We start from the raw sequence: 26,558 nt of genomic DNA, 5'->3' as shown, positions 1-26,558 counted from the left end.
ATCAGGCCTTTGGATGGGCTTGCTGATGCGTTTTTTTAAGTTTTTCAATGGAATTATGTGTATAAATCTGGGTAGCTGCAAGATTCGCATGACCCAGCAACTCCTTAATTGCATTCAGATCCGCACCGCGGTTCAACAAATGCGTAGCATAAGTATGACGTAAAACGTGTGGACTTTTTTGTGACAAAGTAGTAACTTCCGAAAGGTATTTTTTAACGATTCGTTGAATAAAAACAGGATATACTGCCTTTCCGGAATCTGTCAAAATTAAAGCCTTTGTTGCTTCTTCCGGAGCTCTCAGGGTCAGATAATCTTTCAAAAACTGAACAAGTAAACTTGAAATCGGAATTAACCTTTCCTTTCCTCTTTTACCGGTTACCCGAATAATTCTGGCTTCCAGTTCAAGATTATTAATTTCAAGACCAATCAGTTCCGAAAGACGCATTCCTGTTCCATACAACAATTCCAGGATCACCCGATCCCGGTGGCCGATAAAATCATCGGTAAATCCTTCTGAATCAAAAAGTGATTCCATGGCTTTTTCTTCAATGAAGGCCGGAAGTTTCCGCCGCGTTTTCATAGAAGATAAAATGGTTGAAGGATCTTTGAGTATATGTTTTCGACGGCGTAGAAATCCGTAGTAAGACCTGAGAGATGCCATTTTCCGGTTAACAGAACTTGGATTTAACCCTTCTTCCATCAAACTGACAATCCAGGAGCGCAGCATAACCGAAGTGGCAGTTTCAGGTTTATCGACCTCATATTGGAACAGCAAATATTTTCTAAACTGATCCAGGTCAGTGCGGTAGGAAGTTACCGTATGTTCACTGGATCGTTTTTCAAATGCTAAAAATTCCAAAAAGGGCTCTATCATGGCCCTAACGTACAAAAAAGGGTTGTCTAATACAAGACAACCCTTTTCCTTAATGTTATTGCATGGGATATAATTCTCCCATCCTACTTTTCAACAGAAAAACAATTCAAAAGAACTAGTCTTCCAGGTGACCGTAAGTTTTTTCTTTGTATACCGCACGCAAAACTTCGAAACGACGCTTTACAGATGGTTTTTCGAATGCGGTACGAGAACGAAGCTGACGCATTGTGCCAGTTCTTTCAAATTTCTTTTTGTAACGCTTCAAAGCGCGATCGATCGATTCGTTGTCCTTAATGTTAATAATAAGCATGCTTATAAGATATAATGTTCTTTGAACTGGTTTTCTGAAATTGGACTGCAAAGAAAAGACTTATTAAACAGAAAATCAAGAAATAACTCATTAAAAATTAGGTTATTTTTGCAACTTGCCCATTATAATGAAGGGATTAACCCATTAACCATCGCCTATGAGCTCCCGATTGGGTATTATTGATTTAGGAACGAATACATTTCATCTCCTGATTGTTGAAAAAAATAGTGAAAATATCACTACGCTCTTCCATAAAAGCCAGCCAACGCAGATTGGTCTGGGTGGAATCAACAAAAAACTTATCACAGAGGAAGCAACGGAACGTGCACTGAAAGTTCTACGGACTTTTCGTGAACAGCTGGATATTTTTAAAGTTTCAAAGGAAAATACTTTTTCTTTTGGAACCAGTGCTATCCGGAATGCTGACAACCAAAATGACTTTTGTGAAACGATTTTAAAGGAAACCGGTATAACAATCACCGTAATTGACGGCAACGAGGAAGCCGAATATATTTATAACGGCGTACGGACTGGTGTAAAATTAGGTAAAGAACCTTCGCTGATCATGGATATTGGCGGCGGAAGTGTTGAATTTATTATCGGTAATGAAAAGCAGATCTTCTGGAAACAAAGTTTTGAAATCGGCGGACAGCGTTTGATGGAAAAATTTATGAAAAATGATCCGATTTCCGAGAGCGACAAAAAACGATTATATAATTATTTTGATGACAATCTAATTCCCCTGGCGAATGCGGTTCATCAATATGCACCAACAAAACTTGTGGGTTCTTCCGGGACTTTTGACACATTAATTGATATGGATTATCAGTTTCGTACCCGAGAATGGCCGCCGAAAAATCAGACAGATTTCCCTTTATCACTTAAAGAATTTTACCGAGCCTATGCATTAATTCTTTCGGGAAGCCACGACGAACGAATGGCAATTCCGGGAATGATTGCCTTACGTGTAGATATGATTGTCGTGGCAGTTTGTCTTGTTGATTATGTTTTAAAAAGTCATAAAATTCCGCAGATCCAGGTTTCCAGCCATGCATTAAAAGAAGGTGTCCTTGCGAAATTATTGAATCTATAAGTCGTTATATTTCATTTATATACCACTGGTTTTCGATTTTCTTTTTGGCAAATATTTTTTGTCAAAAAGAATGCATCGTTGCCATACCAATCAAATTCCTATTTTTGTCAGATCAATCCTAAAACACTTTCTCAAACTGCATGAAATTCAGAAAATTCCTCCTATTCCTTTGCTTAACGTTAACCTTCACTTTTGCACAGGCACAAAAGAAAAAAGACAAAAAAGAAGATGATAAAAAAGTTGAAAAAGCAGTGGACGCCGTAGCCGATGCCGTTAAAGACAAACTGAAAGACGAAAAGAAAAAAGCCCCAAAAGACTTTAAAGACTTCATCGACGATTCCGCAAAAAGTCAGAAAGGCATGATTTCAGTTTATAAAATGGCTGAAAAATGGTATTTTGAAATCCCTGATACTTTGCTGAACAGAGATATTATGGCGGTGACACGTTATTCGAAAGCAGCAGCTGGCGGTGGAATTTTTGGCGGCGAAGAAGTAAAAAGACAAATGCTTCGCTGGGAGAAAGGACAGGATAACAACATTTTACTTCGCTCGGAGACAGTCGTTATGGCTAGTCCGGACAGCACAAAGCCTATTTTTCAAGCTGTAAAAAATTCAAATTCTGATCCGATTATTGGTGTTTTTGATATTAAAGCATTGAAAAAGGGCGACAATGAAAAATCCTCGGTGATAGAAGTTACTGATTTTTTCAATGCTGATAACCAGACATTTTCACTAAGCCCGATTGTAAAACAAATCCACAAACTCGCCGCGTTTAAAAAGGAAGCGTCATACATTGAGAAAATGAGCGCCTACCCTATTAACACCGAAATTCGGACAGTCAAAACTTTTGCGGTTGTCCCGCCCGCTATTTCGCTTACACCTGTACCTAGCGTTGGCTCTTATCTCCCTTCAGGATACGATGCCGGTGTTGTTACGCTGGAATTGAACACTTCACTAATTCTTCTTCCAAAAACCCCCATGCGGAAGCGGATCTTTGATAATCGTATTGGATTTTTTGCCAATCAGTATGCCATTTTTGGGGAAGAATCACAGAAATCAGATAATGAAATTTTCGCAGTTCGCTGGCGTTTGGAACCAAAAAATGCAGAAGATGCAAATCGTCAGAAAAATGGTGAACTGATCGAACCTAAAAAACCAATTATTTACTACATTGATCCTGCAACACCTGAAAAATGGAGAAAAGCATTAAAAGCCGGTGTTGACGACTGGCAGGTCGCCTTCGAAAAAGCAGGCTGGAAAAATGCGATACGAGGAGAATACTGGCCGGAAAAAGATACGACAATGAGCCTGGAAGATGCCCGTTTTTCAGTAATCCGTTATTTTGCTGCGGATATTCAAAACGCCTACGGACCAAATGTTCACGATCCAAGAAGTGGTGAAATCATTGAAAGCCATATTGGCTGGTATCATAATGTGATGCGTTTGCTAAGAAACTGGTATATGATCCAGGGTGCTGCGGTGGATCCAGCGGCACGAAAAAAAACATTTGATGACGAACTAATGGCGCAGCTTGTACGCTTCGTATCCTCCCATGAAATCGGGCATACATTGGGTTTGAGACATAACATGGGCGCAAGTTCAGCCACACCCGTCGAAAAATTACGAGACAAAGCCTGGCTCGAAAAAAATGGTCATACTTCATCGATCATGGATTATGCGCGTTTCAATTATGTAGCCCAACCGGAAGACGGGATTACCAACCTATTTCCTAAAATCGGGAACTATGACAAATGGGCAATCCAATGGGGATATAGTTATTTGCCTAATACCAATTTGAAAGAAGAAAAAGCGATTTTGAACAAATGGACAAAAGAAGCTTACAAGAATCCAAGTCTGCATTTTGGAACAGAAAATAGCCCGTACGACCCACGATACCAAACAGAAGATTTGAGCGATAATGCGATGAAAGCTTCTGAATATGGGATTAAAAATTTAAAAAGAATTGTCCCAAATCTGATCTCATGGAGCAAGGAGGACGGTGAAAGTTATAAAGAACTTGATGAATTATATGCTAATGTTCTAGCTCAGTATCGTCGTTATCTGGGGCATGTTATTAAAAATATAGGTGGAATTTACGATACTCCGGTTACTTATGACATGGAGGAAGAAGGGTTCACCACCGTTCCAAAATCCACTCAAAAAGAGGCTATTAATTTCCTTAATGCGCAGTTATTTAAAACACCAACCTGGCTGTTGGACCAGAATGTGTTAAAAAAGATAAAACCTGAGTCGGGTGTTGAAGCCATTAAATCTTTACAGGAATATGCACTTACCTCTTTGCTTGCCGGCGACAGAGCGGTTCGCCTAATGGAAACAGGCATATCCTCTAAATATTATACTATCGACGACCTGTTTACAGATATAGATTCCGGACTTTGGTCGGAAGTGAAAACTGGCCAGGTGATTGATATATACCGTAGAAATGTGCAAAAAATATATGTTGAGAAATTAATTGATTTATTAAAACCTGGCAAAGCAACTGTTGTGTCCATCCCTGCCGGAGCTCTGTATGCTTCAAATTCGCGCGTTGTTGAACTTGAAAAAACTGACCTTCCATCCGTCGCCCGCGGACATTTGGAAAGCCTTAAAGCTTCAATTAAAAAGGCAATCCCATTGGAAACCGATAAAATGAGCAAATATCATCTGAAAGATGTTTTGCAAAGAATTGATCTGGCCTTAGATCCTAAGTAAAAAATCAAATACAAAAAGGCAGATCAAAACTCGTTTACACGTGATTTTGGCCTGCCTTTATTTTTTTCAAATTTGATATAAAATGAAACCATTAGCAGAAATACTTCGAAATCATCCTCATTTTGAAAAGGTAATTTCAAGTCAAAAACCTTATCGAAAACTGGATTTTTCAGAATCAAATCAGGATTTATTAAGTCGGAATCTGACTGAAACATCAGTATTTTCGGATTATGTTTTTGATGTAATGTTATCTAAAAGTCAATATATCGGCATAGGAGGCTATGATGAAAACCGCATGATTTACCGGCAGCGCGATCATTTCACCAATCAGGAAAATGCGCGAAGTATTCATCTTGGAATTGATATCTGGGCAGAAGCGGGAGAAGCAATTTATGCGCCATTAAACGGAATTATTCACAGTTTCGCTTTTAATGATAACCCAGGCGATTATGGCCCTACGATTATTTTAAAACATGCATTAGAAGAAATTGAATTTTATACTTTGTATGGGCATCTTTCCCTCGAATCCCTGGATGGTTTGTATGAAGGAAAACCTGTAAAAGCAGGAGAAAAAATCGCTTCAATTGGCAATTTCCCAGAAAACGGCGACTGGCCGCCACATCTTCATTTTCAGGTTATTAGTGAGATTGGTGATTACAAAGGAGATTTTCCAGGTGTGAGTAGTATAGAAAAACGGAAGTATTTTTTAAGAATTTGCCCCGACCCTAATCTGATCTTGCGAATTTAAAGGTTAAACACAGAGGTAAAGGAGTTAAAAAGGAGTTCCGCAGAGATTTTATCTATTTTCAACCTACCTTGAAACAATGCGTATTGAAATATTTAATACGTATATTTATGCTATGAAAACAAGACTGAATCTGACAATTGAGGACTCACTGCTTCTTCATGTCAAGGAATATGCTGCCTCAAAGCAAATCAGTATTTCTCAAATGGTGGAAGATTATTTCAAAAATATCACCCAGCCATCTCCTAAAAAAGAAAGTATTATTGATATGGTAGAGAAATTAGATTCTCCGTCATTCAATAAGGATACAGATTTAAAGAAAAAATTCTACGAAGAGCAAGGCGGAAAATATGGCTTCTAAAATTTTTCTTGATGCCAATATTTTGCTGGATTTATTGTTAAAACGAGATGATTACAACGATGCAAAAAAGCTAATTCAACTAATTATCGACAAAAAGATACGCGCCTTTGTCACGCCCGCCATCATACATATTGTCGCTTATTGGGTAACGAAAGCTTATGGAATTACTAAAACAAAAGAATTACTTCTGACTTTATTAGCTGACATTACCGTTATTGATTGCACACATGAAATTACCTTGACAGCCCTACACTCAAAAATTGAGAATATTGAAGATGCATTGCAATATTATACCGCAATCCACCACAAAATTGATTTTTTTATTAGCAGAGATAAAATCCTTCAAAAATCTGCCATCGCCTCACTTCCCGTTTATAACCTCAAAGAATTTTTAACCCTTCTCGAATAAAACTCAAAAAGGAGTTTCGCAGAGAATAATAAATCTCACCGAAACTCCTTTTTTAAACTCCCTGACTCTGCGTTTAAACTAAACTTTCTTCCGTTCCAGATTGGGCAGGAATCCCGTCAATAATCCAATTAGCGGCAAGAAAGAGCAGACATAGAATACGTATTCAATACTCGTACTATCTGCCAGTCTTCCTAAAAGCGCGGATCCAATTCCTGCGATTCCAAAAGCAAATCCAAAAAATAAACCAGCTACCATTCCAACTTTTCCGGGAATTAATTCTTGCGCATAAACCAGAATTGCTGAAAATGCTGATGATAACACCAAACCGATTATCACGGTTAAGGCTCCTGTCCAGAAGAGATTGCAATATGGTAATAACAAAGCGAATGGTGCCACACCCAGAATTGAAATCCAGATCACATATTTCCTGCCAATTTTATCACCAACTGGTCCACCTATAAATGTTCCGGCTGCTACTGAAAACAAGAATATGAATAAATGGATTTGAGAACTTTGTACCGAAATACCAAATTTATTGATCAGGTAAAAAGTATAATAGCTCGTCAAACTGGCCATGTATATATATTTTGAAAAAATCAGCATTAATAAAACACCGATTGAAAAAGCTACTTTGCCTTTTGAAAGATTTAGTGCTGGTTCATTTCCCGTTGCCGCGCCAGACTTCTTACGATTCAAATGCATGTTCTTTTTATACCACCCACCCACTTTCGACAAAATAATAATGGCGACCAAAGCGACCAGCGAAAACCAGATAATCTGGTGACGGCCATACGGCAATATGATCAAAGCAGCCAGTAACGGCCCCAATGAACTTCCTGCATTGCCTCCAACCTGAAAAAGGGATTGCGCCATACCATGCCGCCCGCCAGATGCCATACGCGCAATACGCGATGCCTCCGGATGGAAAACTGCGGAACCTATTCCGATCAATCCTACCGAAAGGAGAATAATTTCAAAACTAGGCGCCATGGATAACGAAACCAGCCCAAGCATGGTAAAACACATCCCCACGGCAAGTGCATAAGGCATTGGCTTTTTATCTGTATATAACCCAACCAGCGGCTGAAAAACGGATGCGCTTAATTGAAATGTAAATGTGATTAATCCAATTTGGGAAAAACTTAGTTTAAACGAATCTTTAACCATCGGATAAATCGATGGAATCAGTGATTGCAATGTATCGTTTAAGAGATGGGAAAAACTTAATGCCAATAAAATTGGAAATACAGCCTGTTCTGCGGTTACAACAGGGGTTTGAAAAGATTCTGAAGGATTTTCTTCGATGGTTTTCATAACTATTATTCTTAAAAAACGGATACTAAACAGGTTGGCCGGTTATTCTTGCGGCCCATTCCCATGCCTTTTGTGGATTTTGATCTATAATACTTTGCAACAGTGACTCGTGAAATTCCTGAGTGTTTATAAAACTCTCTGTATCAATGTATAATTCTGAAAAATACTCCTTCATATTGCGAGCTACTGTTTTATACAAATCCAGTAAAATCTCACTTTGAGATGCCGTCGCGATGCATAAGTGGAAGTTAATATCAGCCTGGATACAGGCATCCGGAATGTTGGCCAAAGCCATTTTCCTGCGTTCTTCCAGATATTTTTTCATTTGTAAAATATCCTCATCCGTTCGGTTAAGGGCCGCTTTTTCTGCTACTTTTAGTTCGAATAGTTGACGAATTTCATTCAATTCCAGACCTTTTGCTCTTAAAAACCGGTCCGTCATCGACTCGGAGCCAACTTGTTTTTGTTCGACAAAAGTGCCCAGACCTTGCTGCACCCGAACCAACCCTGCATTCGATAGATTTCTGATGGCTTCCCGGATTGTCGATCTTCCAACACCGAAAACTGTCATCAACTCGGGTTCGGTGGGCAGTTTCTCTCCTATGGCAAAATCCCCATCCTGGATCTTTTGCTGCAATCTGCCGGCCACATCATCGGCCAGACTTAATCGCTTTATTATGTTTTCTTTATTCATCATATCATCTGATGTTTCAAAAGTACGAAGAATTTTATTTTTACAAAAAAAGAATTGCTGTCATACCAAATAAAATTTTGGCATGACAGCAATTCTAACTTAAATCCTGAATTTATTATTTTCTATATATCGTAGTAGCCGCCGATTGCGCACCTGCAAGAATAGTCACATCCGCTATCATTACCCGCGCCGGCGCATTTACTGCGTATAATATCATATCTGCAATATCACTCGCCTGCAAAGGATCAAAACCCTGATAAACCTTTTCAGCACGTTCTTCATCTCCTTTAAATCGAACCAGAGAAAACTCTGTTTCAACCGCACCAGGTGCTACGTTTGTCACTTTTATACCGTGCTGTGTCAATTCCAGACGCATCCCTTCGCTTAAAACTTCTACCGCTGCTTTTGATGCGCAATATACGGCTCCGTTGATATAAGTTTGCTTTCCGGCAACAGAACTGATATTTACAATATGGCCTTTTTTGTTTGCTATCAGCGTTGGAATAATTGCTTTTGAAACATAAAGCAATCCCTTTACATTTCCATCAATCATTGCATCCCAATCATCAGTATCACCTTCATCCAGGGAACCAAGTCCATGCGCATTTCCTGCATTATTAATCAGAATATCAATATTTTTCCATTCTTCCGGCAATGACGTAATCGCATCAAATACCGCTTTTTTATCTCTTACGTCGAAAAGTAAGGTTGTAACTTTTACTTTTTGAGCTAATTCAGCAACCACACTTTCCAGTTTTTCCTGGCGACGGCCACAAAGTATCAGGTTAATACCTGCTCCGGCAAACGCTTCTGCTGTAGCCTTTCCTATTCCGGAAGTAGCTCCGGTAATTAATGCAATTCGGGACATTATTAAAATTATTTTTGTACTTGTCAGCCGGAAATTTCCAGCTGACATTTTATTATTTATCGATTTTTTTTGTATTCAAACTACTGAAATTGCCACGTTCCAGCTCTAAAGCCTTGCCAAACTGTTTCAGAGCATTCTGATAAACATTATCCATCGGATTCAACACTTCATAGACCTCATTATTCAAGCCGCTTTTTTGTTTTCGCCCCCAAACATAACGCCCAATAATTGCCTTGGTTTGGGATTGAATTACTGGTTTTGAACGGTTCAATTCTTTTTCATTTAATTTGATTCCTGATTTTGCTGCATCTTTTACCAGCTCAGAAATCATAGCGTCAGAAATCTGGAAAGTTTTTAAGTATTCCGGGAAAGTCTGCTTTTCCAGTTTTTTCTGATTTTCATTGGCATAACGCAGTGCATATTCACGGATAATATTTTTGGCATAAAGCTCAAATAAATATTTGCTGTTCATCAGCGTATCACGCGGAACAAAAACATCCGGCATAATTCCGCCACCGCCATAAACGGTTCTTCCACCATCCGTTTTATATGCTTTTGTTTTATCAAATTTGATACTATCAACATTAAAAAACTCGCCGCTATCATATCTGTGGGTCAGATCCTGGTTATAATCTTCACCTTTTCCCATCTCATATGGTTTCTGAATACTGCGGCCACTTGGTGTATAATATCTTGAAATGGTCAAACGTAATTCTGCACCGTCGGAAAGTTTGATCGGCATTTGAACCAATCCTTTTCCATAAGAACGGCGCCCAACAACCAGCGCACGGTCATGATCCTGCAACGCGCCAGCCAAAATTTCAGAAGCAGAAGCACTTCCTTCATCCACCAAAACCACTAACGCTCCTTGCTCAAAACCACCTTCCACATGTGAGCGTGTTTTCCGGTCGAAACGGCTATCTTTTCCTTCGGTATAAACAAGTAATTTATCGCCTGAAATAAATTCATCAGCAATACTGGTCGCCCGCTCCATATAACCTCCCGGATTTCCGCGAAGATCTAAGACAAGTTTTTTCAAGCCATTGGCTTTAAGCGTACTCAATGCGGATTTAAATTCATCGAAAGTGGTTTCTGAGAAACGGGTCACTTTGATATAGCCAATTTCCTTATCAACCATGTACGCAGCATCTACTGAATACGTAGGGATCCGGTCTCGTACTACTTCAAAATTCAATTTATCTTTTAAACCAAGTCGTTCAATTGTCAGCGTAACTTTCGTTCCACGTTTACCACGCAGTAACTTGTAAACTTGCCCGTTGGTAACACCAGGCGCAGAAAGTACTTCTTTATTTACTTTAAGAATCCGGTCACCACTTTGAATTCCAACCGTTTCGGACGGACCGCCGCTTAACGGCGTCACTACATAAACGGTATCGTTATAGATGTTAAATTCTACACCAATACCATCAAAGCCGGAATCCAGCTGAGAACGTGCTGCGGTTGCTTCTTCTGTGTTGAAATAAGCCGTATGCGGATCCAGTTTTTCCAGCATTTTGGAAATAGAATAATCAACAAGCTCTTCTGTATTGACGGAATCGACGTAATTATTTTCTACCAAAAGCAAAACTTCCCGGAATTTCGCATAGCCTTTTGCCACGTCGGTAAGCTTTTTGCCACCGCTAAAAAAGGTACTGCCCAGCAACATACCGGCAGCCAGCGTAATGCTGATAATAATGGGTAAACGGATGACAGATTTTGAATTGCTGACGGGCTTTTCCGGATTTTCCTGGCTCATTTATAAATTACTTTTTAATGAGTAAAGTTAAAATTTTATTTGGGTTAATAAACATGCAATTAACGAATGGCAGGGATAAATCCTTGTGCTGGTTTTAAATATAATGGCAAAGCAGTTTTCTATGATTTCGAGACTAATCTTGTTAGCGGTTTTAAGCAATAAAAATAAATTTGAGATAGTCAATATTTGATTAAAAAAGGTGACTTGTAGTAACTGTTTGTCATTTTTAATTAAATACTTTTACGCAACGATATGAAAGTCTTCTAATTAAAAGTTCCCACACTTACTACTCATACCGAGATGTTAAAACTTTTCAACTACGACCTGCAAAATTTTGCTAGTCCATCAGCCAGTAAAGCACTTCTTTCCAAAATTACCGTCAAAAAGTTAGCAGAATATGAAACGATTCTATCTCCCGGTCAACACCAGCAAAATTTATATTTTATAAAAGAAGGCGTTGTTCGTTGCTATTATCAGTCGCTGGAAATGCAATGGACAAATTGGTTTGCTGCCGAGGGAAACCCGATTTTTTCGACAGAAAGCTTTTTTAGTGGTAATCCGTCACTTGAATATATTGAAACCTGTACTCCAGTGATACTTTATCAAATAACCAGAGAAGATTACCGAACCTTAATGGCTGAATTTCCTGAGCTTTATGAACCTGCCTTTCATCTTATTCAGAGTTATCTGCATATATCAGAAAAACGCATGTATGGTTCTCAGATGCAGACAGCTTATAAACGTTATGAAGATTTTATAGAAACACACCGGCATATCGCCAATCGAGTTAAGATGCAGCACATCGCCAGTTATCTGGGCATTACACCTACCCACCTTTCTCGTATTCGAAGAGAATTTGCCTTTAAGGCTTACAAAAACGTAGCAAAAATTAATGTAGGTACATGAATCAACCTATGTTGAGAAAGTTGGTTGGCTATTGACAGGCCACTTTTTAAGTTTTACGTTTACAAGAAGCAAAGCCACCTTCACCCTTCGGTTGGTCCCCACGGGCAGCAGGTGACTTTGCAGAAGTCCAACTGTTTCCACAATTAAACCAAGACAAAATTATGAAAAAATGTTTTCAATTAACCATTGCGGTTTTTTTAATCGTTGGTTTACTTACCAAATGTCAAACTCCTCTTGTCAACAATCGTCTGGAGTCTATTAATGAACATACTCCACTACGTAAGCTTCAGGAGAAAGTTATGGTTGAGATTCTTAACCTTGCAAAAGAAGACCAGTTTAGACAGTACATTCTGGTGGAATGTCTAAAGCAGAAGCATGGAGATTACAATGTTTATATCACAGACATCATAGCCTCACATCGAGAAATTGATAAGTATAAAAAATCTATGGTTCTACTTGAACAGCTTGTTGGATTGATAAAACCATTGGTAAACAATAATGAACCGCTGGTATTTTACCCAAGGGCTGAAACAATTGAAGATGGAAGAGTAGATCATCCCGAAGCACGTTCCGCTGACGTCATTATGTCCGAACCACTTGGTGTAATTCAACCGATTGAATCTCTTTCAGATGAACAAAGTTCACAACGTATTAGCTCTGCACCGGAAGGGGTCGATGCTTATAGAGCCAATATAAATGGAACCTGGACTTGGGTGCAAGTCGTAGACGAGGAATTTGCTTGGGAAAATGATGTTTATGTAGTTGGTACAGATGAGAATGTGGAACTTTATAACAATGGCAGATTAGACGGGGGTGCAGAATATGCTGGTTTAATTCAAATAACTAATTTAAATGCGGTCGAGCATTGGACATCTGGAAAGCTCGAGCTAAAGGTAATTGTAGTTAGTGCCACAGGAACAGAAGTCTCAGTACGTAAATTCGATAAAACAAAAAGAAAACATTTTAGAAATAATGCTTGGTATGATTTCAACCATTCACTTGGGAATTGGAATAAAACCACTTTTGGCAACTTTATGATAGAAAACTGGTGGGAAAGAGATGGAGGTTCATCTTCCACTTCTACCATTGGTATACCTTCAACAAATGGAGGGCCTAATTTTTCTTATACTATTAATCACGGCTCTTGGGATAATGATCTAGGGAAAGCAACTGTTCAATTTACCGACCCATTGACACAACTATACCAAATTAGCTATATGAACTTCAAAAGAAAATTTTAAGTAAAAATAATTTTGTAATCAGAACTGGTCTATAAAGGGCCAGTTCGTTTTTCCCAAATTTATGAAAAAAAATCTCTTTCTCATATTCTTTCTTATCTGTAATATCAAACAAGCAATTTCCCAAAATACTCGATTGCTTCCAACTCAATCTTTAAAACTCAACATCGGCAGAGGAAAACTTGGAACTGGTGACATTCAAGGTTTAATGCTTGGCGTAGAATACGAAAGGTATTTTCAAAAAAGATTATCATGGTCTACCGAATTAGGAATGACAATACATGATGGATCGGATCTTCTACTGGTTACAGAAGCAAGCGGCGAGGTTCATGATTTGTCTTACCGATATACCACCGCGGGCGCTCAACTTGTTGGAAAAATTGGCTATTATTTTTTACGGACTAAAAACTGGGATATGGGAGTTCGAATTGGCGGACTTTTTCGCTATCAGTCTTCTTCTGTTCCAGATGATGTAACAATGTTATTCCCTATTGCAACAGGCTTACCAGTACCTATCTTTATTAATGAAAATACATCTCCCCAACGAACCTATTCCGTCGGTGGGATCTCACAACTTTTTGTCAGCTATACAATTAAGCAAAAAATATTGCTGGGTTTAACGACCGGATTGCAATTGGATACCAACGGAGATACTATTTTCCCACAACTGTCTTTTACTATTGGAAGACGGTTCTAACACACATTATTTATGAAAGTATTATCCCCTCTGATTATATTATTTCTGTCTCATACATTAAATGCCCAAACCAACCAAAGTCAGCTCAATAAATACGCAAGTATAACGGGCGGCTTTAGTAAACATGGTTCGGGTGATATGAGAGGGATTTCCGAAAACATTACTTTTGGAAAATACTTTCACAAAAAACTTTCCTGGACCACAGCTCTGGGTGCAACTATACATGACGGATCTTACAGAATAACATCCATCCAAGCAGATGGCAATGTAATGGATCATTCCTATCGCTATACCGCGGGTGGTCTTCAAATATCCGGTGGCATTGCATATAGCTTTATGAGAGGGAAAAGAAACGAATTTGGAATTCGGGCATCTGCCATTTTAAGATATCAATCCTCATCTTATTTTGACAAATTAATAATTATATTCGATCCAAAAACAACAAGCCTCCCATATCCGGCAACCTACATATTCAATTCAACTCCCCAGAAAACTTATGCGGTTGGCGGCTCTCCGGAATTGTTTTATAATCATTCTTTAGGAAAATCTTTTTTCCTTGGAACTACTGCAAATTTTCAGGCCGATACCAATGGTGATGTAATAACGAACTTGTCTCTTTCAGTTGGGAAACGATTTAATTAACTGAATTGGAAAATTTTAATTCCATTCGTATCCGATAAATGAATTCTCATGAAAAATTTGAAATACATCGGGTTCCTTACAGTAATTATCTTTTCCTGTCAAAGTCGTGATGATCCAAAAACGTTCACTTCTGACAGCACCGCTATTATTAGGGCAGCGGTTGCGAATTCTATGTTAAATAATTATTTTCTAGGCTGTTACAGAAAAAGGGCCATACCTATATCTGTAAAACCAATGTCTGATTTAAAACCACCAAGGGGCTTCTATTTTGATGATCATTCAGGAGGAAATCACATCATAAAAACACCGCGTTCGTATTTTGTGAGATTAAAAACTATACTCCTTCCTCATCCAGAGTTAATCTTCATATACCGAAAGAAGGTGTATGGGCCCATTATTGTTTAGTAAAAATTAAGAACAGGTGGACTATCGCCAAAGGCAGCACCAATATGTATGAAACATAGGCTACATTTCAAACAAACCCATCCAAAGCCTCCGGATTTCGCATCGTATCCTTGCTAACCGCTTTTGCCGGATCCATGCCCATCAATATTTTCTTGATAGGTGCTTCCATTTTTTTCCCGTTAATGGTATACGGAATTGCGGCAACAGCTTCGATCGTATCTGGCACGTGACGCGGACTGTATTGCGTTCTTAATGCGTTTTTGATTTCCTCTTTCAGCGTTTCGGTTAACTTTTTATTTTCTTCCAAAACAACAAACAAAGGCATGAATCCTCCTCCATCTTCTTTTTCAAGATAAACCACCAGACTGTCTTTAATCTCCGGAAGGCTTTCAACGGCACTATAAACCTCGGAAGTTCCGATCCGGATTCCGTCCCGGTTTAGCGTTGCGTCTGATCTTCCGTAAATAATTACAGAGCCCCTTGACGTAATTTTAATCCAGTCACCGTGACGCCAGATGTTTGGATAGGTTTCAAAATAGCTGTTTTCGTAGCGCTCGTTATCTTCATCATTCCAAAAATAAATCGGCATGGAAGGCATTGGCTGGGTGATAACCATTTCTCCTAATTCTTCAATAACAGAATTTCCATTTTCATCAAATGCTTCTACTTTGGCACCCAAAGCACGACTTTGAATTTCTCCCGGATAAACGGGTTCCATTGGATTTCCACCAACAAAAGCACTACAAATATCTGTTCCGCCACTCAAGGAAATTAACCAGACTTCCTTTTTTACATGCTGATAAATCCATTCAAATACTTCCGGTGGAAGTGGAGAACCTGTCGATCCAATTGTTTCCAAATGTGAAAGTTTTTCAGAGGGGATACTCGTTCCGGATTTCATGCAGTTAATAAAATACGCTGCGCCACTTCCAAAATGGGTGATTTTTGCCCGTTCTGCCAATGTCCATAAAACCTGTGTAGAAGGAAAAGCAGGTGACCCATCATAAAGAACCAAAGTTGCTCCGCACAACATAGAGCCCAACGCAAAATTCCACATCATCCAGCCGGTTGTAGAATACCAGAAATAGCGATCACCCGGTTTTACGTTTTGATGAATCGCTAGTATTTTCAAATGTTCCAGCAAACATCCGCCAACGCTGTGGGTTATCGCTTTCGGCTTTCCGGTTGTCCCGGATGAATAAAGGACCCAGATCGGATGCTCAAAAGGTACCGCTTCAAAATCAATTCCAAAATTTGGCAAATGCAAAATATCCTCCCAAGACCTTATTCCCTCAGGTTTTGATGGAGAATCAATATTGGAAATCATGACAATATCCTTTACAGAGGGAAGAGAAGAACCAAGTTCCATCGTCGTGGCGGTGGTATCGTATGTTTTTCCATTGTAATGATAACCGTCTGTTACAAATAGTACCTTTGGCTCAATTTGAGAGAGCCTTTCTACAATTCCTGCTTTTCCAAAATCAGGTGAACAACCCGACCAGACAGCTCCTATCGCATTAACCGCCAGAAATGCTGTAACGGCCTGAGGAATATTTGGCAATACCCCTGCAACCCGGTCACCTGGCCGAACGCCACGTTGGCGCAGCCAGGTTGAAACGGCCGCTACCTGAGATTCAAGCTCTTCCCAGGAAATTTTGGTCACCCCTTGTGTTTCCGATTGAAAAAGTAAAGCTGGATGGTCTTTTGTTTTATTTCTGAAAACATGTTCGGCATAATTGAGACGAGAGCGGCGAAACCATTGTGTTCCAATCATTCCTTTTTTGGGCCTGCGCAAAACTTCAAGGTAAATATCGTGCGATTTGATATGAAAATATTGCCATAGACTTTCCCAAAAATCTTCCAGATCCGTCACCGACCAATCCCACAAATCATGATAGCCACGGAAATACAGTCCTTTTTTGACGAACAGCCAGTCCATATACTTTTTCAGATTTGATTGTTCCGTAAGTTTTTTTCCTGGTTTCCAAAGAGGTTGTAACTGTATATTCGTTGGCATAGGACGTGCAGTATTTAATGAATATCGGGTAATAACTGACGTTTTATTTAATAAGAACATCAATCAAATTTTCTCCCCACCGGAACTCTTATTCTCATTTTCTTTGTTGCCGGTAAGCAAGATTCAGGTAACGATTATTAGTAACGTCGCAATGACACTTTTCGGATAAAAGAAACGAAAATATTTGGTAATAAAATTTAGTGTATCTTTGCACTTCAAAACATAAATAACACATAGTACTCTGAACATCAGATACGTTTGTAAATGCGTTTTAGTGGCATTCTGTTATGACATCGGTCATCAATGTCACTAGCCCAAGTAACGACAAGTTTGTAGAGAGGAAAAAAAATCCAGTAGTGATACTGCATTCCTAATGAGAAAAAGAATAACAAAATCGAGTGATGCGAGCTCTTCGCGTCCTCCGGGAAGAAGTGGCAATGCCTCAGCCCGCCCATTTGGTAAAAAACGTCCGGAAGCAGAAAGCCGCTTCAGCAAGCCAAGTATCAAAAAATCCAGTCTCCGAGCAGCAAGTCCAAGCGCTGAATCGTCAAGATCTTATAACGACAGACCAAGCGGCGACAAACCTCGCTTCGATTCAGAACGTCCACGTTATGACAAACCGAACTTCGGTAAGCCAGGATTTTCAAAACCAGGATTTGACAAACCACGTTTTGACAGATCAGGACCCGGTCAGGATAGACCCCGTCCTTCGGATCGCGATGGAGATTCCCGTGGATTCAAACCAAGAGGAGAATTTGCACCAAGAGAAAGATCGGAAGGAAGAAGTTTTGATAAGCCTGGCTTCGACAAGCCGCGTTTTGAAAGATCTGGTTCAGACAGGCCGGAAAGATCCGGTCAGGATAGACCATCTTTTGACAGACCCCGTTCTTCGGATCGCGATGGAGATTCCCGTGGATTCAAACCAAGAGGCGAATTTGCACCAAGAGAAAGATCAGAAGGAAGAAGCTTCGACAAGTCACGTTTTGAAAGACCCGCTTTCGATAAACCACGCTCATCTGACCGTGATGGCGATTCTCGTGAATTTAAACCAAGAGGTGAATTTGCACCGAGAGAAAGATCTGAGGGCAGAAGTTTTGATAAGCCGGGCTCCGACAAGCCTCGTTTTGAAAGATCTGGTTCGGATAGAGCTCGTTCATCTGATGGAGCTTCTCGTGAATTTAAACCAAGAGGTGAATTTGCACCGAGAGAAAGATCTGAGGGCAGAAGTTTTGATAAGCCGGGTTTTGGTAAACCAAGCTTTGACAAATCTCGTTCTGATAGAAGCAGCGATGCTCCACGTTCTTTCAAACCAAGAGAAGATCGTCCGTCAAACGGGAGACACGAAAAGTCAGATTTTAAAAAAAAAAGCGATTTTGAAGAGGTAGTTGATGCCGATCCAACGGCAGAAATGCGTGCTATTGAAGAAGCAGCAAACCGTCGTGTTGGAAGATTTGAAACCGCACCCCGTTATAATTTAAGTGGTTACGATAAAAAACCTGGTTCAAAAAAACGTAAGGAAGAAAGTTCTGAAATGCGTTTGAACCGATATATTGCCAACGCCGGTATTTGTTCCCGTCGCGAAGCCGATGATTTGATTGCATCCGGACAAATTTCTGTAAATGGAAAAGTAGTTACGGAAATGGGTCATAAAGTTGAAGCATCGGACGTAGTGAAATTCGGAAAGAAAGCGTTGAGCCGTGAAAAACTGGTTTATGTGTTGATTAACAAGCCAAAAGATTATATCACCACAACTGACGATCCTGAGGAACGTAAAACAGTTTTGGATTTGATTAAAGGAGCTTGTTATGAGCGCATTTATCCGGTAGGACGTTTGGATAGAAATACAACCGGATTGCTTTTGATGACGAACGATGGAGAACTGGCTGAAAAGTTGACTCACCCATCAAATGGCATTAAGAAAATTTATCAGGCTGAACTTGACAAACCAATTACAACGGAAGATTTCGAACAACTTCAGGCCGGCTTAGAACTGGAAGATGGTTTTGTGAAACCTGACGAAGTAGGAATCGTTACGCCGGATGCTATGGTGGTTGGACTTGAAATTCATAGCGGAAAAAACCGTATCGTTCGTCGTATGTTCGAACACCTTGGATATGAAGTACAAAAACTGGATCGTACCGTTTTTGCAGGATTAGACAAAAAAGAATTACCTCGCGGAAAATGGCGTTTCCTAAGTGAAAAAGAAGTGGTAAGATTGAAGTTTATGCTTTAATAATCCGATAAGCTTTTTCGATAACAGAATACAAAAAAATAGTCCCGGAAAAATTTCCGGGACTATTTTTTTGTATAAATCTCAGCTACCGCCTCAGCTAAAAGCTAATCGCCAAAAGCTATTTTAAAATCTAAATCCGAATGAATAAACGTCATAAGGAGCATCAATATACAAACCTTCAAACTGAACCATTGAGTCGGATTTTCCCGCAAGAGAAGCTTCAAGTTCCTTTACAGATTTAACAGGCTTACCATTTACCTTGGTAATGATGAAACCTTCCTCAACACCCGTTCTGGCCAATTTTCCACCATCAATAGAAAGAACTTTAACGCCGCCTTCCACTTTATAACGTGTTAAGCGCTGTTTTTCCTGATCACTGATATTGCCAAATTGTGCCCCTAAAACACTCATTACTACGGCCGATTCATCACGTTTTAAAACATCCGCACCACCAGTACGGTTACGTAAGGTCACGCTTAAATCTTTCTCAGCTCCGTTACGGTTTACAGTTACAGTAACTTTATCGCCAGGTTTGTGCAAGCCGATCGATTGCTGCAATTCAGGAATTGAATGTGTATTCATGCCATCCACCTTCACAATCACGTCACCTTTGGTAATACCGCCAGCTTTCGCAGCGCTATTTTCTGTAAAGTCACGAACATAAACACCGTCGTTTACTTTCACGCCATATTCTTCTGCTTTCCGGCTGTCAAGCTCATCAAGTGAGATACCTAAGTATCCACGCTGAACATTTCCAAATTTTATCAAGTCACCAGAAACTTTTTTAACAATACTTGAAGGAACTGCGAAAGCATAACCTGCAAAACTTCCCGTTGGGCTGGCAATCGCCGTATTGATACCAATTAATTCACCTTTCAAATTTACCAATGCACCACCGCTGTTTCCAGGGTTAACAACTGCATCCGTCTGGATGAAAGATTCCAAAGGGACATCACCCGTTGTAGCAGAAGTAGGAGTTGCATTACCACGACGGTTTTGAGATTGACCGATAATTCCCAGACCACGACCTTTTGCGCTGATAATACCGGCTGTAACCGTTGATTCTAAATTAAACGGATTACCAACAGCTACTACCCACTCTCCTACTTTTACCGCATCAGAGCTGCCAAAAGTTATAGCCGGTAGATTTTTGCCTTCTATTTTAATTACCGCAATATCTGTGGAAGGGTCTGCGCCCACTACTTTTGCACGGAATTTACTTTTATTTGATAAGGTAACTTCCAACTCCTGAGCACCTTCAACCACGTGATTGTTGGTTACAATATATCCATCCGGAGAAATCACTACACCCGATCCGGACGCTTCCGAAGACTGCGGACCGCGAGAGCCGCCGCCGCCAAAATCATCTCCAAAGAAGTCACGGAAAATATCCGGAATATCGCCCTGGCCGCCACGAGACGATCTTGTCATCGTAGATTTAATATGGACTACGGTTGGCGTAGTCGCCTCTGCTGCATATACAAAGTCACCGGGAGCGCCAGCTGGTGCACCGGTTGATGTGAAACGTGCAAGTGACTCCGAAGGTGATTCTTTAAAAATTACATCCCTATCACTATTCGAACTTAAAAGTTTAAAGCCTGCAAGGGTTGATGCGCTCGAAAGCAGCCCAACCAATACCAAAGCTTTCCAGTTTGTTTTCATTTCCATATGTTGGGGTTAGAACTATATTAAACAAATAACGTAAACGAACCTGCAAATTATTCCCTTTGTAAAGCCATTTAACATATTTTAACAAAGGTATGAATCTGAAAATTCACTAAAACATTTTTGCCATTAATAATTAATCTACTATACAGCAAAAAAGGCGTTATTCATGACAAATAACGCCTTTTCCCAAATTAAATTTTAGACAATTTCGATTTCACGCAATGGTTTTTCGATTGCTTCTTCACGTTTTGGAAGTTCCACTTTTAAAATACCGTCGGCATAAGCTGCAACGATCTTTTCACCGTCCACTGAATTTGGCAAAGTGAATGTCCTTTGGAAAGAACTATATTTAAATTCTCTGCGAGAATATTTCTCATTTGTGTCTTCTTCTTTTTGTTCTTTTTGAGCTGAAATGGTCAACTGATTTTTTTCAAGGTTCAATTTGAAATCTGCTTTCTGTAATCCAGGTGCAGCAACTTCTATTCTGAAACCTTCTTTGCTTTCAACAACATTCACGGCTGGAACGCTACCTGCATAAGCTGGCGCAAAAAATTCATTCAAAGCTTCTTTACCAAAAAATCCGTTATACAATTTAGGATTCGCGAAGTGGGTTTTTACTAATGTGCTCATGGTTTTATAGGTTTTATTTTTGTGATTTAAATTTTAGTACCATTTCGGTATGCTAGGGTTTTTAAAACTTTTGTACCGATGAGAAAAGGTGAAGAAATAACCGACAAAATGTCCTATTTAATTCAAAAACAATTATTTAAATGACATAATGTCCGAATTTTTGAAGAATTACTGAAAAATCGGCCGTACCTACGGCACTAAGGTGGATCATCGATTATGCCTTTCCCACGGAATAAATTCCGTGGCTACAATGTCGGCCTTGCCTACGGCAATTTTATTAACCAATGATTAGTGCAGCTTTGATTCATTATGATTGAAAATTTAATGCTATTTCAAAATGTTGTAGGTATGGCCAACATCGTAGCTATGGATTTTAATCCATGGAAAATCAATTATTCAAGATTCGAAAAAGTACCATAGGTATTACCGACATTGTAGCCTTGAATTCTAATCCATGGAAAATCAATAATAAAAGATTCAAAGAAATACCGTGGGTATGACCGACATGGTAGCCGCGGATTTCAATCTACGGAAAAGCGATTATGAAAGATGCGAAGAAATACCGTAGGTATTACCGACATTGTAGCCATGAATTTTAATCCACGGAAAAGCAATTATGAAAGGTTCGAAAAAATACCGTAGATACGGCCGACATTCTAGCCATGGATTTTAATCCATGGAAAATCAATTATGAAAGATTCAAAGAAATACCATAGGTACGGCCGACATTGTAGCCGCGGATTTTAATCCACGGAAAAGCGATTATTAACATTCGAAAAAATACCGTAGGTATGGCCGACATTGTAGCCGCGGATTTTAATCCACGGAAATTCCAATCCATGAAAATTTATTTCAGTTCAAGCTGTTCACAAGCTTTTTCCGATGCCGATTGTTCCGCTTTTTTCTTGGTAAATCCATTACCAACAGCGAATGGTTCGTCGTTAACTAAGATTTGGGAGATAAATTCACGATGATGGCGGGTTCCGCGTTCTTCCAGAATTTCGAAGCGGACTTCCTTTCCTTCGCGTTGTGCCCATTCGATGATAAGGCTTTTGAAGTTGATATTATTCTGGATGATATCGTCCAGATCGTAATGCGTTAATAACTTACTGATGATAAACTTCCGTGTGAACCGGAATCCTTTATCAAGATAAATTGCACCTACAAAGGCCTCCAGCGCATCGCCATACATAGAAGATCTTGGCGACATACCGCGACGGTTTCCATCGTACTCAATAAGTTTATCCAGACCCAGCTTGCGGGAAATTTGATTAAGAGATTCACGGTTAACGATCCGCGAACGGATTTCAGTAAGAAAACCCTCATCCTTGTAAGGATACTTTGTAAACAAAAATTCGGCAACAACCATCCCAAGCACCGCGTCACCCAGATATTCAAGTCTTTCGTTTGATTCACGAAAACCTTTGATCGCTGTTTCACGAGAGGCAGATGTATGGCGGAATGCCAATTGATAAACGCCCAAATTAGAAGGGCGGTCGCCAATCACATGCGCAATAGATTCCTTAAATTTCTTATCCTCAGGACTTCCGGTTCTAAATAAGGCGAGGATCGGTAAAAGAATTCGTTTTGCCAAAATCAATAAATTAATTATTCCTCGAACCTTTTGAAAATGACGGAAGCATTATGACCGCCAAAACCAAAAGTATTACTTAGGGCTATATCGACCTTGCGTTTTTGTGCTTTATTAAAAGTAAGATTCAACCGGGGATTAATTTCCGGATCATCCGTAAAGTGGTTAATCGTCGGAGGAATAATCTGATCCTGGATGGCCATAATACAAGCTGCTGCTTCAATCGCCCCCGCACCACCAAGCAAATGCCCGGTCATGGACTTTGTTGAGCTTATGCTCATCTTATAAGCATGTTCACCAAAGAATTTCTCGATGGCTTTAATTTCCTGCGGATCACCGATTGGCGTTGAAGTACCGTGCGTATTGATGTAATCAATATCCTCAGGCTGCAATCCTGCATTTTCCAACGTGTTCTTCATTACCATGTAAGCACCACGCCCTTCCGGATGCGGAGCGGTAATGTGATAAGCGTCGGAAGACATGCCACCGCCGATCATTTCCGCATAAATTTTAGCACCACGCGCTTTTGCATGTTCGTACTCTTCAAGAATAAGTGCTGCACCACCTTCTCCCAAAACAAATCCGTCCCGATCTTTATCATATGGCCGGGAGGCTGTTTCCGGGGAATCGTTATTTTCTGATAATGCTTTTAAAGCATTAAATCCACCTACACCCGCATTAGTAATCGCAGCCTCAGAACCACCTGAAATACATACATTCATCATACCCAAACGGATATAATTGTAGGCATCAATCAAAGCATTGGTTGCAGAAGCACAAGCCGAAACAGTAATGAATGTTGGTCCGCGAAAGCCGTAGCGAATTGAGATAACTCCAGACGCACTATCAGCGATCATTTTCGGGATGAAGAACGGATTAAATCGTGGATTTCTTCCTCCTTCAGAGAAGTTTAAAACTTCGTCTTCAAAGGTTTTCAAACCACCAATACCCGAACCCCAAATTACACCGGCTTTGTCGAGATCAAGTGTATCTGCGTCAAAGCCGGCGTCCTTCATTGCTTCGTCAGTTGCAATAACGGCATACTGGGTAAATGGATCCATTTTACGAGCTTCCTGGCGCGGAATGTAATCCTGTATGTCCAACCCTTTTACCTCACAGGCAAATCGGGTCCGAAACCGTTCGGCATCAAACCTGGTTATAGGCGCAGCACCGCTCACGCCTGCAACTAAATTTTTCCAATAGGTAGGAACATCATTTCCAATAGGCGTCAATGCGCCCATACCGGTAATTACAACTCGCTTAAAACTCATAAAATAGGGACAGAAAAAGAAGATGATACTGGAAAACCGTAAAACTATTTTACGTTTTCTTCCAGATATGCAACAGCCTGACCAACTGTACCAATGTTCTCGGCTTGATCATCCGGAATAGAAAGATTGAATTCTTTCTCAAATTCCATAATCAACTCAACGGTATCTAGAGAGTCCGCTCCCAAGTCGTTCTGGAAGTTTGCTTCTGGCGTTACCTCCGACTCTTCTACGCCGAGTTTTTCGACGATAATTTGCTTAACTCTTTCTGCAATTGCTGACATTTTGTAAACACTTTTTGGTTAAAATCGCAACAAAGAAAGATATTCTACTTCACTTTGTCAACATTTTTTTAATACCTGTCATAATAGTTAAGATAAAGCGCAGGAAATAAAAGAAACAGAATATCAAATGCTTAACCATATAAGTTCCACGAATACAACGAATCACATAGAGAAGATTGCAGATAACCTTACCTTTACAGAACTTTATTAATTTTTGATTATTAGTATTATGTTGTCAATTCCAAAACTAAAAAACACAGATTCGCCTCAGTTTTTCCTTATGGCGGGCCCTTGTGCTATCGAAGGAAGAGATATGGCATTGCGTATTGCGGAACATATTGTAACTCTGACAGACAGGCTTAAAATCCCCTATATTTTCAAAGGATCTTATCGTAAAGCAAACCGTACCAAAGTAGATTCTTTCACTGGAATCGGCGACGAAAAGGCGTTGAAAATTTTACAGGAAATCAGCCAGACTTTTGGTATTCCCACCGTTACAGACATTCATGAATCACACGAGGCGGCTTTTGCTGCTGAATACGTGGACGTTTTACAGATCCCTGCTTTTCTGTGCCGTCAGACTGAACTTATCGCTGCCGCAGCACGTACAGGAAAAGCTGTAAATGTAAAAAAGGGCCAGTTTCTTTCAGGTGCTTCCATGAAGTTTGCCGTTGAAAAAATAAATGAAACAAATCCCGATTGCCAGGTTTTACTGACTGATCGGGGAAATAGCTTTGGTTATGGTGAATTAATCGTGGATTACCGTAATCTTCCTGCCATGCGCGCTTTTGACGTACCGGTCATTATGGATTGTACACATTCATTGCAACAGCCGAATCAGGAGTCAGGTGTAACAGGTGGAAAACCCAAGTTGATAGAAACAATAGCGAAAGCGGCCATTGCTGTTGGCGCAGACGGGCTTTTTATTGAAACTCATTTTAATCCCGCAGAAGCAAAATCAGATGGCGCCAATATGCTTCCATTGGATCAACTGGAAGGTTTATTAGAAAAATTAGTACGCGTTAGAGAAGCGATTTTGTAAAAAACCGTATCTCAAAAATATAGATTGCGGTTCCGCCCGCAATCTCATTTATTAAAAATGCTCTTATGAAAAAACAGTTTACACGTTGCGCCGTTCTTTTTGTAACTTTTATCTGCCAGGGTTTATTTTCAATTAGTGCTTACTCACAGGCTGTTGACTCTGTTTATCATGACTCTCTGGTTCACAAAAAAGAAGAAAAACTTTGGCAATTCCGCCCCATTGAAGCAGTGGCGCCGGTTTCGCTCGCCTTGGCTGCATTTGTTACGCAAGGGTCTATCAGCAGGCATCTTCAGGCAAATCTTGTTGGGCAAACGCCCAACATTCATACGCACACGGATGATGTTCTACGGTACTTACCCGGCGCTGTCAGTTTAGGATTAAGTGCTTCGGGGGTGAAAGGAAAACATTCATTTGGCGACCAGCTTGTACTGGCCATTCTTTCCAATATTATCGCACAAGGTGTTACCGGAAGCATCAAGATGATCTCAAAATATCCAAGACCTAACGGCGAAGATAATCAGTCATTTCCTTCCGGACATGCCAGCAGCGCTTTTGCCAACGCAACAATTCTGCATGAAGAATATGGTCAAAGAAGCGTATGGTACAGCGTTGGCGGATATGCTTCTGCGACAACGGTCGGCGGAATGCGTATACTTAAAAACAAACACTGGCTTGCGGATGTATTGATGGGTGCAGGAATCGGCATAGCGGCCACAAAAGTTGTTTACATCAGCTACCCCTGGCTGAAACAAACTGTTCGCCGAATAAGGAAGAAATAATTTAATTTCGAATCTTTGAAATC

General features: G+C 40.0%; 24 protein-coding genes. 12 read left to right on the top strand and 12 right to left on the bottom strand.

The genetic code is table 11. The features are described from left to right. Position 1: 1 nt before the first annotated feature. Together FDK13_RS00770 and rpsU are read right to left on the bottom strand one after the other, a co-directional pair. Complete coding sequence (locus FDK13_RS00770; protein ID WP_137338070.1) at positions 2 to 874, bottom strand: tyrosine-type recombinase/integrase; 873 nt, start codon at positions 872 to 874, stop codon at positions 2 to 4. Positions 875 to 989: 115 nt separating this feature from the next. Beyond that, positions 990 to 1,184, bottom strand: a complete 195-nt coding sequence (rpsU, locus tag FDK13_RS00765; RefSeq protein ID WP_090336895.1) for a 30S ribosomal protein S21 — start codon at positions 1,182 to 1,184, stop codon at positions 990 to 992. Between the two features lie 157 nt (positions 1,185 to 1,341). Here rpsU and FDK13_RS00760 point away from each other — a divergent pair, with 157 nt between their 5' ends. The 5 genes from FDK13_RS00760 to FDK13_RS00740 all read left to right on the top strand — a co-directional run bounded on the left by FDK13_RS00760 (position 1,342) and on the right by FDK13_RS00740 (position 6,503). Continuing rightward, positions 1,342 to 2,277: a Ppx/GppA phosphatase family protein gene (locus FDK13_RS00760; protein ID WP_137338069.1), complete on the top strand. Its 936-nt coding sequence runs from the start codon at positions 1,342 to 1,344 to the stop codon at positions 2,275 to 2,277. A gap of 140 nt (positions 2,278 to 2,417) precedes the next feature. Further along, entirely contained in the window at positions 2,418 to 4,988 is a 2,571-nt protein-coding gene (locus FDK13_RS00755) for a zinc-dependent metalloprotease (RefSeq protein ID WP_137338068.1), read from the top strand. A gap of 82 nt (positions 4,989 to 5,070) precedes the next feature. Then, on the top strand, positions 5,071 to 5,736 hold the full coding sequence (locus tag FDK13_RS00750) for a peptidoglycan DD-metalloendopeptidase family protein (RefSeq protein ID WP_137338067.1): 666 nt from the start codon (positions 5,071 to 5,073) through the stop codon (positions 5,734 to 5,736). A gap of 112 nt (positions 5,737 to 5,848) precedes the next feature. Next, complete coding sequence (locus FDK13_RS00745) at positions 5,849 to 6,094, top strand: DUF6364 family protein (protein ID WP_137338066.1); 246 nt, start codon at positions 5,849 to 5,851, stop codon at positions 6,092 to 6,094. After that, a complete protein-coding gene (locus FDK13_RS00740; RefSeq protein WP_137338065.1) occupies positions 6,084 to 6,503 on the top strand; it encodes a type II toxin-antitoxin system VapC family toxin in 420 nt (139 codons plus the stop codon). Before FDK13_RS00745 ends, FDK13_RS00740 begins: the two co-directional genes overlap by 11 nt. A 78-nt stretch (positions 6,504 to 6,581) precedes the next feature. Here the strand turns inward: FDK13_RS00740 and FDK13_RS00735 are convergent, their stop codons facing one another. The 4 genes from FDK13_RS00735 to FDK13_RS00720 all read right to left on the bottom strand — a co-directional run bounded on the left by FDK13_RS00735 (position 6,582) and on the right by FDK13_RS00720 (position 11,135). Continuing rightward, complete coding sequence (locus FDK13_RS00735) at positions 6,582 to 7,817, bottom strand: MFS transporter (protein ID WP_137338064.1); 1,236 nt, start codon at positions 7,815 to 7,817, stop codon at positions 6,582 to 6,584. A 25-nt stretch (positions 7,818 to 7,842) separates the two neighbouring features. Next, positions 7,843 to 8,514 (bottom strand): FadR/GntR family transcriptional regulator, encoded by a 672-nt coding sequence (locus tag FDK13_RS00730; protein WP_137338063.1) that lies wholly within the window; start codon positions 8,512 to 8,514, stop codon positions 7,843 to 7,845. Positions 8,515 to 8,626: 112 nt separating this feature from the next. Continuing rightward, positions 8,627 to 9,379 (bottom strand): SDR family NAD(P)-dependent oxidoreductase, encoded by a 753-nt coding sequence (locus tag FDK13_RS00725; RefSeq protein ID WP_137338062.1) that lies wholly within the window; start codon positions 9,377 to 9,379, stop codon positions 8,627 to 8,629. Positions 9,380 to 9,431: 52 nt separating this feature from the next. Continuing rightward, positions 9,432 to 11,135: a S41 family peptidase gene (locus FDK13_RS00720; protein WP_137338061.1), complete on the bottom strand. Its 1,704-nt coding sequence runs from the start codon at positions 11,133 to 11,135 to the stop codon at positions 9,432 to 9,434. A gap of 300 nt (positions 11,136 to 11,435) precedes the next feature. Here FDK13_RS00720 and FDK13_RS00715 point away from each other — a divergent pair, with 300 nt between their 5' ends. The 4 genes from FDK13_RS00715 (at position 11,436) to FDK13_RS00700 (ending at position 14,618) form a co-directional block, all read left to right on the top strand. After that, positions 11,436 to 12,041, top strand: a complete 606-nt coding sequence (locus FDK13_RS00715) for a Crp/Fnr family transcriptional regulator (protein ID WP_137338060.1) — start codon at positions 11,436 to 11,438, stop codon at positions 12,039 to 12,041. Positions 12,042 to 12,202: 161 nt separating this feature from the next. Further along, complete coding sequence (locus tag FDK13_RS00710) at positions 12,203 to 13,282, top strand: hypothetical protein (RefSeq protein ID WP_137338059.1); 1,080 nt, start codon at positions 12,203 to 12,205, stop codon at positions 13,280 to 13,282. Positions 13,283 to 13,343: 61 nt separating this feature from the next. Then, positions 13,344 to 13,976, top strand: coding sequence for a hypothetical protein (locus tag FDK13_RS00705; protein ID WP_137338058.1), 633 nt, complete (start codon positions 13,344 to 13,346; stop codon positions 13,974 to 13,976). Positions 13,977 to 13,988: 12 nt separating this feature from the next. Continuing rightward, entirely contained in the window at positions 13,989 to 14,618 is a 630-nt protein-coding gene (locus FDK13_RS00700; protein WP_137338057.1) for a hypothetical protein, read from the top strand. Positions 14,619 to 15,090: 472 nt separating this feature from the next. On the opposite strand, the gene FDK13_RS00695 is transcribed toward FDK13_RS00700, so the two are convergent. Next, a complete protein-coding gene (locus tag FDK13_RS00695; RefSeq protein ID WP_137338056.1) occupies positions 15,091 to 17,040 on the bottom strand; it encodes an acetoacetate--CoA ligase in 1,950 nt (649 codons plus the stop codon). A gap of 373 nt (positions 17,041 to 17,413) precedes the next feature. On the opposite strand from FDK13_RS00695, the gene FDK13_RS00690 reads away from it, so the two are divergent. Beyond that, positions 17,414 to 19,273 (top strand): pseudouridine synthase, encoded by a 1,860-nt coding sequence (locus tag FDK13_RS00690; protein ID WP_137338055.1) that lies wholly within the window; start codon positions 17,414 to 17,416, stop codon positions 19,271 to 19,273. A 123-nt stretch (positions 19,274 to 19,396) separates the two neighbouring features. Here the strand turns inward: FDK13_RS00690 and FDK13_RS00685 are convergent, their stop codons facing one another. From FDK13_RS00685 to FDK13_RS00665, 5 genes are all read right to left on the bottom strand, one after another. Further along, on the bottom strand, positions 19,397 to 20,935 hold the full coding sequence (locus tag FDK13_RS00685; protein ID WP_137338643.1) for a Do family serine endopeptidase: 1,539 nt from the start codon (positions 20,933 to 20,935) through the stop codon (positions 19,397 to 19,399). A gap of 204 nt (positions 20,936 to 21,139) precedes the next feature. Further along, a complete protein-coding gene (locus FDK13_RS00680) occupies positions 21,140 to 21,571 on the bottom strand; it encodes an Hsp20/alpha crystallin family protein (protein ID WP_137338054.1) in 432 nt (143 codons plus the stop codon). A gap of 847 nt (positions 21,572 to 22,418) precedes the next feature. Further along, on the bottom strand, positions 22,419 to 23,165 hold the full coding sequence (gene rnc / locus FDK13_RS00675) for a ribonuclease III (protein ID WP_137338053.1): 747 nt from the start codon (positions 23,163 to 23,165) through the stop codon (positions 22,419 to 22,421). Between the two features lie 14 nt (positions 23,166 to 23,179). Beyond that, entirely contained in the window at positions 23,180 to 24,433 is a 1,254-nt protein-coding gene (gene fabF, locus FDK13_RS00670; protein WP_137338052.1) for a beta-ketoacyl-ACP synthase II, read from the bottom strand. Positions 24,434 to 24,477: 44 nt separating this feature from the next. Next, a complete protein-coding gene (locus tag FDK13_RS00665) occupies positions 24,478 to 24,714 on the bottom strand; it encodes an acyl carrier protein (protein WP_015813362.1) in 237 nt (78 codons plus the stop codon). Positions 24,715 to 24,943: 229 nt separating this feature from the next. On the opposite strand from FDK13_RS00665, the gene kdsA reads away from it, so the two are divergent. Both kdsA and FDK13_RS00655 read left to right on the top strand, forming a co-directional pair. Next, positions 24,944 to 25,756, top strand: coding sequence for a 3-deoxy-8-phosphooctulonate synthase (gene kdsA / locus FDK13_RS00660; RefSeq protein WP_137338051.1), 813 nt, complete (start codon positions 24,944 to 24,946; stop codon positions 25,754 to 25,756). A 65-nt stretch (positions 25,757 to 25,821) separates the two neighbouring features. Then, positions 25,822 to 26,535 carry a phosphatase PAP2 family protein gene (locus tag FDK13_RS00655; protein WP_137338050.1) on the top strand — a complete coding sequence of 238 codons (714 nt, stop codon included), beginning with the start codon at positions 25,822 to 25,824 and terminating at the stop codon, positions 26,533 to 26,535. Positions 26,536 to 26,558 lie beyond the last annotated feature (23 nt).

This window comes from Dyadobacter frigoris, assembly GCF_005280585.1.
GTDB classification, from domain to species: domain Bacteria; phylum Bacteroidota; class Bacteroidia; order Cytophagales; family Spirosomataceae; genus Dyadobacter; species Dyadobacter frigoris.
The sequence above is the reverse complement of the archived record's forward strand: the minus strand, read 5'-3'. Positions and strand labels throughout refer to the sequence as shown.